4 protein-coding genes are annotated in these 6422 nt (G+C 68.7%); all 4 read right to left on the bottom strand.

The window, feature by feature from the left end; translation table 11 throughout:
• Nucleotides 1-28: 28 nt before the first annotated feature.
• Nucleotides 29-3214, bottom strand: a complete 3186-nt coding sequence (locus CH341_RS10340; RefSeq protein WP_111418956.1) for a multidrug efflux RND transporter permease subunit — start codon at nt 3212-3214, stop codon at nt 29-31.
• A 15-nt stretch (nt 3215-3229) separates the two neighbouring features.
• On the bottom strand, nt 3230-4456 hold the full coding sequence (locus tag CH341_RS10335; protein ID WP_111418957.1) for an efflux RND transporter periplasmic adaptor subunit: 1227 nt from the start codon (nt 4454-4456) through the stop codon (nt 3230-3232).
• 692 nt (nt 4457-5148) lie between these two features.
• Nucleotides 5149-5871 (bottom strand): NapC/NirT family cytochrome c, encoded by a 723-nt coding sequence (locus CH341_RS10330; RefSeq protein WP_111418955.1) that lies wholly within the window; start codon nt 5869-5871, stop codon nt 5149-5151.
• A 64-nt stretch (nt 5872-5935) separates the two neighbouring features.
• Nucleotides 5936-6418 (bottom strand): nitrate reductase cytochrome c-type subunit, encoded by a 483-nt coding sequence (locus CH341_RS10325; RefSeq protein ID WP_111418954.1) that lies wholly within the window; start codon nt 6416-6418, stop codon nt 5936-5938.
• Between the last annotated feature and the right edge of the window lie 4 nt (nt 6419-6422).

Genomic DNA, 6422 nt, shown 5'->3' with positions numbered 1-6422 from the left:
GGCGCGGCGCCGCGTCGCCCGGCTGAGATCACGCCCCGGCAGCCGCAGCCGCGTGGCGGCGCAGCTTGCGCCGACGGTGGCGCATCAGCCGCCGCCGCGCCTGCAGCCTGAGGCCGCGTCCGCGCGCGCTCTCGCTGCCCAGCAGCCGCTGCACCGTGACGAACAGCACCGGCACCATGAGGAGCGCCAGGACCACCACGGCGATCATGCCGCCGAGCACGCCGGTGCCGAGCGCCTGCTGGCTCTTGGCGCTGGCGCCATGGGCGATCACCATCGGCGCGACGCCCGAGGCGAAGGCGAAGCCGGTCATCAGGATCGGGCGGAAGCGCAGCCGCGCGGCCTCGACGGCCGCCTGGGCGAGCGGCATGCCGGCGAGGTTGAGATCGCGGGCGAAGCCGATGATCAGGATCGCGTCCTTGGCGGCCAGCCCGATGATGGTGATCAGCCCGATGGTGAAGTAGACGTCGTTCGGCATCCCGCGCAGCATCACGGCGGCGACCGCGCCCAGCATGCCGAGCGGCACCACCAGCAGCACGGCGATCGGCACGGTCCAGCTCTCGTAGAATGCCGCCAGCACCAGGAACACCACGAAGGCCGACAGCGCGAGCAGGAACGGCGCCTGCGAGCCGGCCGCCTTCTCCTGCAGCGACTGCCCGGTCCATTCGAAGCCGAAGCCGCGCGGCAGGGTCGCGGCGATCCGCTCCATCTCGGCGATGGCGTCGCCCGAGGTGAAGCCCGGCCGTGCCGCGCCGCTGATACGCACCGACGGATAGTAGTTGAAGCCGACCACCTGGCTCGGCCCGACCGACCACTTCAGGGTGGCGAAGGACGAGAACGGAACGAGCTGTCCCTTGGTGTTGCGCACGTTGAAGCCGAGAATGTCGTCGGCCTGCATGCGGGCGCTGTCGTCGGCCTGCACGATCACGCGCTGCATGCGCCCGCGGTTGGGGAAGTCGTTGATGTAGGCGGAGCCGAGATTGGTCGAGATCGTCGTGTTGATGTCCTGGAAGGCGATGCCGAGCGCGGCCGCCTTCTCGCGGTCGATCATCAGCTCGACCTGCGGGGCGGGCGGCAGGCCTTCCACGAAGACGTCCTGTAGCACGGGGCTGCGGCGGGCCGCCTCGAGGAGCTGGTCCTTGGCCTTCATCAGCTCCGGATAGCCCTTCTGGCCGCGGTCCTGGAGGCGGAAGCTGAAGCCCGAGGAGTTGCCGAGATTGTCGATCGGCGGCGGCTGCAGGGCCGAGATCTTGGCGTCCTTGATCCCGGCGAGGCTGCGGTTGACGTCGGCGACGACCGCCTCGGCCGATTCGCTCTCGCCACGCTTCGACCAGTCGTCGAGGGTGACGAAGGCCTGGGCCGTGTTGGCGCCCTGACCCAGGAAGCTGAAGCCGGTGAGGAACGTCACGGTGTCGACGCCCTTGCGGTTCATCAGGAACTGCTCGACCTCCTGGACCGCCGTGAGCGTCCGGTTGAACGAGGCGTCGGCCGGCGTCTGCACGTCGGTGGTGAAGAAGCCCTGGTCGTCGACCGGGAGAAAGCCGGCCGGCAGGCGCGTGAACATCCAGCCCATGCCGGCGACGATGACGGCGAACACCAGCAGCATGCGGCCGGAGCGCGCGAGCGACCAGCCGACGAACCTGCCGTAGCGCTCCTTGGTGCGATCGAGGCCGCGGTTGAACCAGCCGAACACGCCGCGGCCGGGACCGTGATGCGTCACCGGCTCGAGCAGCGTGGCGCACAGCGCCGGCGTCAGCGACAGCGCCATCAGGGCCGAGAAGCCGATCGCCGCCACCATGGTGATCGAGAACTGGCGATAGACGATGCCGACCGAGCCGGGGAAGAAGGCCATCGGCACGAACACGGCCATCAGCACCAGCGTGATGCCGACGATCGCACCCGAGATCTGCGACATCGCCTTGCGGGTCGCCTCGCGCGGCGGCAGATGCTCCTCCGCCATGATGCGCTCGACGTTCTCCACCACGACGATGGCGTCGTCGACCAGGATGCCGATCGCCAGCACCATGGCGAACAGCGTCAGCATGTTGATCGAGAAGCCGCCGACCAGCAGGACCGCGCAGGTGCCGAGCAGCGCCACCGGCACCACCACGGTCGGGATGAGGGTGTAGCGGATGTTCTGCAGGAACAGGAACATCACGAGGAACACCAGGACCACGGCTTCGCCCAGCGTCATCAGCACCTTCTTGATCGACGCCTCGACCACCGGGGTGATGTCGTAGGGGATCTGGTACTTGATGTTCTGCGGGAAGTAGGTGGCGAGCTCTTCCATCTTCGACTGGACGGCACGCGCCGTCGCGAGCGCATTGCCGGTCGGCGCGAGCATCACCGAAAGACCTGCGACCGGCTTGCCGTCGAGCCGGGTGGTGAACTGATATCCCATGCCGCCGACCTCGATGCGGCCGACGTCGCGCAGCCGCACCGTGGATCCGTCCGCATTGGCGCGCAGCACGATGGCGCCGAACTCGTCCGGCGAGGCGAGCTGGCCCTTCACCAGCACCATCGACGAGACGGTCTGCGAGCTGCGGCTCGGCTCGGCGCCGACGCTGCCCGACGCGACCTGAGCGTTCTGCGCCTCGATCGCCTTGGTGACGTCGTCGGCGGTGAGATTGTAGCCGACGAGCCGCGCCGGATCGATCCACACGCGCAGCGACCGCTCCGTCGAGTACAGGGTCGCACGGCCGACGCCCGGGATGCGCCTGATCTCTCCGAGCACGTTGCGGATCATGAAGTCGCCGAGGCCGACCTCGTCGAGACTGCCGTCGGTCGAGCTGAGCGTGATGATCTGCAGCACCGCGCTGGAGGCCTCCTCGATCAGGATGCCCTGCTGGATCACGGCGCGTGGCAGGCGCGCCTCGACGCGCTTGATGCGGTTCTGCACCTCGACGGAGGCGAGGTTGGAGTCGGTGCCGGGGACGAAGTTGGCGATGATCTCGACCTGGCCGAGCGAGTCCGAGGTCGATTCGAAGCTGAGGATGCCGCTCGCGCCGTTGAGCTCCTCCTCGATCAGCCTGGTGACGCTGTTGTAGAGGTTCTCGGGCGACGCGCCCGGATAGCTGGTCGAGATCGAGATCGAGGGCGGTGCGATGATCGGATACTGCGCGACCGGCAGGAAGGGCAGCGCCAGCACGCCGAACAGGCAGATGAACAGCGCCACCACGACCGCGAAGATCGGCCGGTCGATGAAGAAGGACGGCATCCCGGGCTCCGTTCGTCAGCGCACGACGGAGCCGGTCTCCTCCGGCTCCGCGGAGTCGGTGGCCGACGGCTCGGCCGAGGCGCGCCGCTGCTTGCGGGTCTGCCACGGCACCGGATCGACGACGTCGCCGGGCACGAACTTCTGGAAGCCTTCGACGATCACCCGGTCGCCGGGCGACACGCCGTCCAGCACCAGCCACAGATCGTCGACCACGCGGCCGACCCGCACCGGCTTGGGATGTGCACGGTTGTCGTCCCGCACAAGGAACAGGCGGCTGTCGCCGGAATCGTCGCGCTGCACCGCCTGCTGCGGTACCGCGAGCGAGTCGCCGTCGATGCCCTGCTCGATCTGCACCCGCACATACATGCCGGGCAGCAGCTCGCCCTTGGGATTGGGGAATTCTCCGCGCAGCGTCACCTGGCCGGTGCTCGGATCGACGGTCACGTCGGAGAACAGGAGCTTGCCGGGATGCGGATAGATGGTGCCGTCGCCGAGCTCGAGCCGCACCTTGGCGGCGTCCGGCGCGACCTGCTCGAGCGCGCCCGATTCGAAGTCGCGGCGGAGCTGCTGCAGCTCCTCGACCGACTGGGTGAAGTCGGCATAGACGCTGTCGATCTGCTGGACCGTGGCCAGATGGGTCGCCTCGCCCTGCCCGACCAGCGCGCCTTCAGTGACGAGGGCGCGGCCGACCCGGCCCTTGATCGGCGAGCGGATGCTGGCATAGCCGAGATTGAGCTCGGCTCGCGCGACCTCGGCCTGCTTGGCCGCGACCTCGGCCTGCGCCTGCCGGAACGTCGCCACCGCCGTCTCGTACTGGACCTGCGACGCGGCGCGCCCGACGAGCAGCTCCTCGATGCGCTTGGCCTGCTTCTCGGACTGCTCGAACACCGCCTCGGCCTTGGCGAGCGCCGCCTTGGCGGCCTCGAGCTCGACCTCGTAGGGCTTGGGGTCGAGCCGATACAGCACCTCGCCGGGTTGCACGTCGGCGCCTTGCTTGAAAGCGCGATCCACCACGATCCCGGCGACGCGCGCCCGCACCTCGGCGATGCGGATCGGCGCGATGCGGCCCGGCAGCTCGCGCACATAGGGGCGCGGCGCCGGCTGCAGCGTGACCACGGAGACGCGCGGCGGCGCCGCCTGCTCCGCGGTCTTCACGGTGGTCTGGGCCTCGCCGCAGGCCGTCAGGCCGAAGCCGGCCAGCAGCAGCGCGGAGCGCAGGATCACCGAAGCCCGAACCGTCATTGTCGTCGCCTCCATTCCAACCATCGGCGTGCAGGTCGATCCCGGCGGACCGACACGGCTCCGCCTCCGAACGACCCGCGGTCGTTGTCCGCCCCACGCACATCGAACCGCCTCGGGCGGATCCGTCCGCACGCGGCGCCACACATCGGCAACCTTGGAACTCCCCACGGCAGGGCTTCGGCCCTTCGGCCCGCCCGGCTCGTTGCTGCGCCAGTCTTCCCGGCCAGCGTTACGGCTTCCTTAACAGCCGTTCAGTTTTCACTTTCGCCGCCTGAATACGGCAGAATTTAGCATCTATTGCATTGCAGCACATCAGAATAGACCATGAATAACATCGTACCGCCTCAAGCTTTGAGGAGATCTATTCTGAGGATACGATCCCCGATACGAACAGATCATCATCAGTCTAGAATTATTCATCGAACGATCGAGACCTGCAGCGCCAGAGCTACAGTTCGACAATGCTGATCGCAACGTGTCAGGGGGTCGCAACAGTGTCGCACCGCCGCAACGAATCCTGCGGCGCCGCCAGCGACGCGCGTAAGCCGCTCCAAATCAGCGCCTTACGAAGCGGCCGCGGGGCCGCCAGCCGCCCGCATGCGGCGTTCAGCCGCGCCGACGGGATCGGTGCCCCCGAGCCCGGCGACAGAGGCCGATCGACTCGCGGCGCAGCCCCGTGACGTCGGCCGCCGTCAGCGGGGGGCCGCGACGCCCCCGCCGACCGGCACGGTCGCGTTCGGCGCAGCGGCGCCGTTCGACAGCTCGCGCCACAGCTTGTCGGCGGCCTCCTGGGCCCCGGCCGGCAGGCGGTGGGCGATGCCGCGATGGCAGTCGATGCAGGTGTTGGCGTTCTTCACCGCCTGCTGGTGGTTCTCGGCCGAGCGCTTCTCCTGCACGGACCAGTCCATGTGGATGAAGTCGTGGCAGTTGCGGCACTCGCGACTGTCGGTCGTCTTCATGGCGCGCCAGACATTGGTGGCGAGGTGCAGCCGCCGCGCGTTGAACTTCTCGGGCGTATCGATGGTGCCGAGGATGTGCTGGAGGAGGTCGTTGGAGGCCTGGACCTTGCGGATCATCTTGTGGGTCCAGTCCTTCGGCACGTGACAGTCGGTGCACACCGCGCGCACGCCGGTGCGGTTGGTGTAGTGCACGGTCTGGCGATACTCGCGGAAGACGTTCGCCTCCATCTCGTGGCACGAGACACAGAACGCCTCGGTGTTGGTCGCCTCGAGCGCGGTGTGGAAGGCGCCCCAGAAGGCGATGCCGCCGAGGAACCCGACGATCAGCAGTGCGCCGAGCGAGAGCGTGCCGGACGGGCTCCAGAACCAGCCCCACAGCCTGCGCAGGCGGCCCGGGGCTTTGGCCGGCGTCGTCTCGGGCGCCGCGGGAGCCGGAGTCGCGGTGTTGTCGGTCATCGGTCCGATCCTCGTCCTGCGCCGGCACGGCCGCGCGATCGCGCTGGCCGGCGGTGGCGCGCCGTCACTTCACTTCGGTGGCGTTCTGGAACGTGCTGCTCACCAGCGGCTTGGCGTCGAGCTGCGGTACGTGGCACTGGGTGCAGAAGAAGCGGGTGCCGGCGATCTTGTCGAGCCGGTTGCCCTCGCGATCGTTGTAGTGCGTCTCGGAGACCTTCGGCGCCCCGGCCTTGATGTTGGCCGGCCAGTCGTGACAGGTCATGCACTGGTTGAAGTCCTTGGTGACCTGATAGGTCTCGATCCGGTGCGGGATCAGCGGCGGCTGCTGGCGGTAGGCCCGGCCGAACATGCCGTCCGAGGGCGTGTCCTGCTTGACCACCGGGGGCGCGGCGCCGAGCTCCTCCAGCCCGACGTCGCCGCGCAGGCTCTTCACGGCGGTCGGCGCGGTGCGGTCCTGCGCCTGACCGACGCCGGTCGTCGTGATGCCGACGCCGACGAGCAGCGCGAAAAGTGCGGCGAGCGCGGCTCCGGTTCGCGGTGCAGCCATCGTT

Origin of the sequence: Rhodoplanes roseus (assembly GCF_003258865.1) — a bacterium.
GTDB lineage: Bacteria > Pseudomonadota > Alphaproteobacteria > Rhizobiales > Xanthobacteraceae > Rhodoplanes > Rhodoplanes roseus.
This window is presented reverse-complemented; position numbering and strand designations above follow the sequence as displayed.